General features: G+C 75.6%; 2 protein-coding genes. Both read right to left on the bottom strand.

Annotated features, from left to right (window positions below):
• Nucleotides 1-1,250: NAD(P)-binding domain-containing protein (locus tag AOK08_RS31185; RefSeq protein WP_055532306.1), on the bottom strand; the 1,250-nt coding region annotated here is incomplete at its 3' end.
• The coding region (locus AOK08_RS31180) for a hypothetical protein (RefSeq protein WP_055532303.1) at nt 1,250-2,217 on the bottom strand (968 nt) is incomplete at its 5' end. The genes AOK08_RS31185 and AOK08_RS31180, both read right to left, overlap by 1 nt.

Below are 2,217 nucleotides of genomic sequence, written 5' to 3'. Positions count from 1 at the left end.
CGCTCCCGCCGCCCCTGCCCCGGCACCCTCGCCCCGCCGGTCGGGGCGACGGCCCGCAGCCGACGCCGTACCCCTCGTACGAGCGTCTCCGCCGTGAATGTCGCGCCGTGCACGAACCGCATCGCCGGGCCGAAGCCGGACGCCGTCACCAGGCCCGCCAGGAACAGGCCGGGGTACGAGGACTCGAAGTGGCGGCCGACCGCCGGGGAACCGTCCGCCGCCCCGCCCGGGCCGGCGCCGAGCCGGGGGTCCAGCAGGCCCAGCCGGTCGCACGTCGCCCTGAACCCCGTCGCCGCGATGACGTGTTCGGTCTCCAGGAAGCGCCGCTCACCGCAACGGGTCACCGTGTCCAGCCGTACGCCGCCGCCCGCGCCCGCCAACTCGCTTGCCCCCGACACCTCCTGGCCGAGGAGCACGTCAACCGCCGGTTCGACGCGGTCGCGTAGCCACCAGGCGCCCGCCGGGCCCAGGGCGGTGGCGGCGATCCGGGCGCGGGTCTCTTCCGGGAGCCGGTGGAAGAGGCCGGGGCGTTCCGAGTAGAACCAGTTGCGCCAGCCGCAGCCCAGCCCGCTGTGCGGAGCGCGGACCGAGCGCCACCAGGGGCGTTCCCACGGCGGCGGCACGTCGTTCCAGCCGAGCTGCTCGGCGCGGGCCAACACCCTTACCCGGGTGCCCTGTTCGGCGAGCAGGGCCGCCGTCTCCAGGGCTGCCTGGCCGCCGCCGATCACGGTGACGTCCTGGCCTCGGAAGCGGTCGAGGGATCCGTGGTGGCTGCTGTGCGAGACCAGGTCGGGGCCGAGGCCGCGCAGCGCGGCGGGGATCTCGACGAAGGGGAGCACTCCGACGGCCAGGGCGACGGTCCGGGCGCGTACCGTCTCGCCGTCCTCCGTCACCGCCTCGAAACCGCCGGGCACGGGCGCCACCCGGGTCACCGTCCGTTCGTCGACCTCGGGCACGGCGTTGCGGGCGAACCACTGGCCGTACTCGGCGAACATCTCCAGCGGGATCGGCTGCCCGTGCCGTGCCTCGACGCCCTGGCCGGCGCAGTAGGTGTCCAGGCGCCAGCGGTTGTCGGGGTCGGACAGGTTGGACGCCCAGGGCTCCGACTTGAGGTACATGCCCCGGGGCATGTGGTCGCGCCAGGAGGCCATGGGGCGGCCGAGGACGCGCAGCCGGAGCCCGGCGCCGGCGGCGTGGGAGGCGATGGACAGTCCGTAAGGGCCCGCGCCCACCACCAGCAGGTCGTACATCAGTGACTGGTCGCTTTCTCGTCGTCGGTGACGGACTTGTCGGAGGTGCCGGTGAGGGAAGGGCTGGTCAAGGGGGCGTCGGCGACCGCCTGCCGGACCACGCGGGCTCGTGTGTCGTCCGCGGTGGGCCGGGCGCACAGCCTGCGCAGCCGGGTCGGCAGGCGACGGGCGGCGTGGCGGGCCCACAGGGCCCACATCGCCCAGCCGGGTCCGAGGTCGTCCGGGGCGTGCCAGGCCAGTTCACGGCCGGCCGGAGCCGGGCGCAGCGCGCTGAGCGGCGCGTAGTTCTCGACCACGAACGCCCGTCCGGGCCTGGGCGCCCCCTCGGGCATCGGGCGGTGGGTCAGGTCGAGGTGCTGGGCGCGTACGACGTCCACCCCGGCCGTGTCGGTGAAGAGCCGGAACTGGGCGCCGGGGCGCGGGTTGAAGTCGAGCAGGTGGTAGTCGCCGGTGGTGGCGCAGCGGCGGAAGTCGAGGTCGAGGATGCCCCGGTAGCCCAGTGCGCCGACGACGCGTTCGGTGAGCGCCTGCACCTGCGCGTTCGGTGTCCAGTGGCCCACCGCCGTCAGCCCGGCGCCGCGCGGCCAGGAGTGCAGCTTGCGGCCGGGGCCGCCGCCGCGCAAGGTCCCGGTGCGGTCGGCGTACCCGTGGCTGAACCAGTCGAGGTCCGGGCCCGGCGGCAGGAACGCCTGGAGGAGCAGGCGGCTGCCCGCCTCCTCCGTGCGCAGATACAGCTCCCGTGCCTGCCGCGCCGAGCGCACGACGACCGTGCTGCGCAGGTCGCTGCCGGCCGGGAGGAGCCAGGGCCTGCTCCACTTCGCCACGGCCGGCAGCCCGAGGTGCCAGGCGACGGAGGCGGCCTCGGACGCGCTCTCCGGGATGAGGGTCAGCGGGTGCGGTACGCCCACGGCCGCGCACACGGCGGCCAGTTCGGCCTTGTCGGCCACCCGTTCGGCGAGCGCGCCGG

The sequence above is a fragment of the Streptomyces graminilatus genome, from assembly GCF_001418565.1.
GTDB lineage: Bacteria > Actinomycetota > Actinomycetes > Streptomycetales > Streptomycetaceae > Streptomyces > Streptomyces graminilatus.
This window is presented reverse-complemented; position numbering and strand designations above follow the sequence as displayed.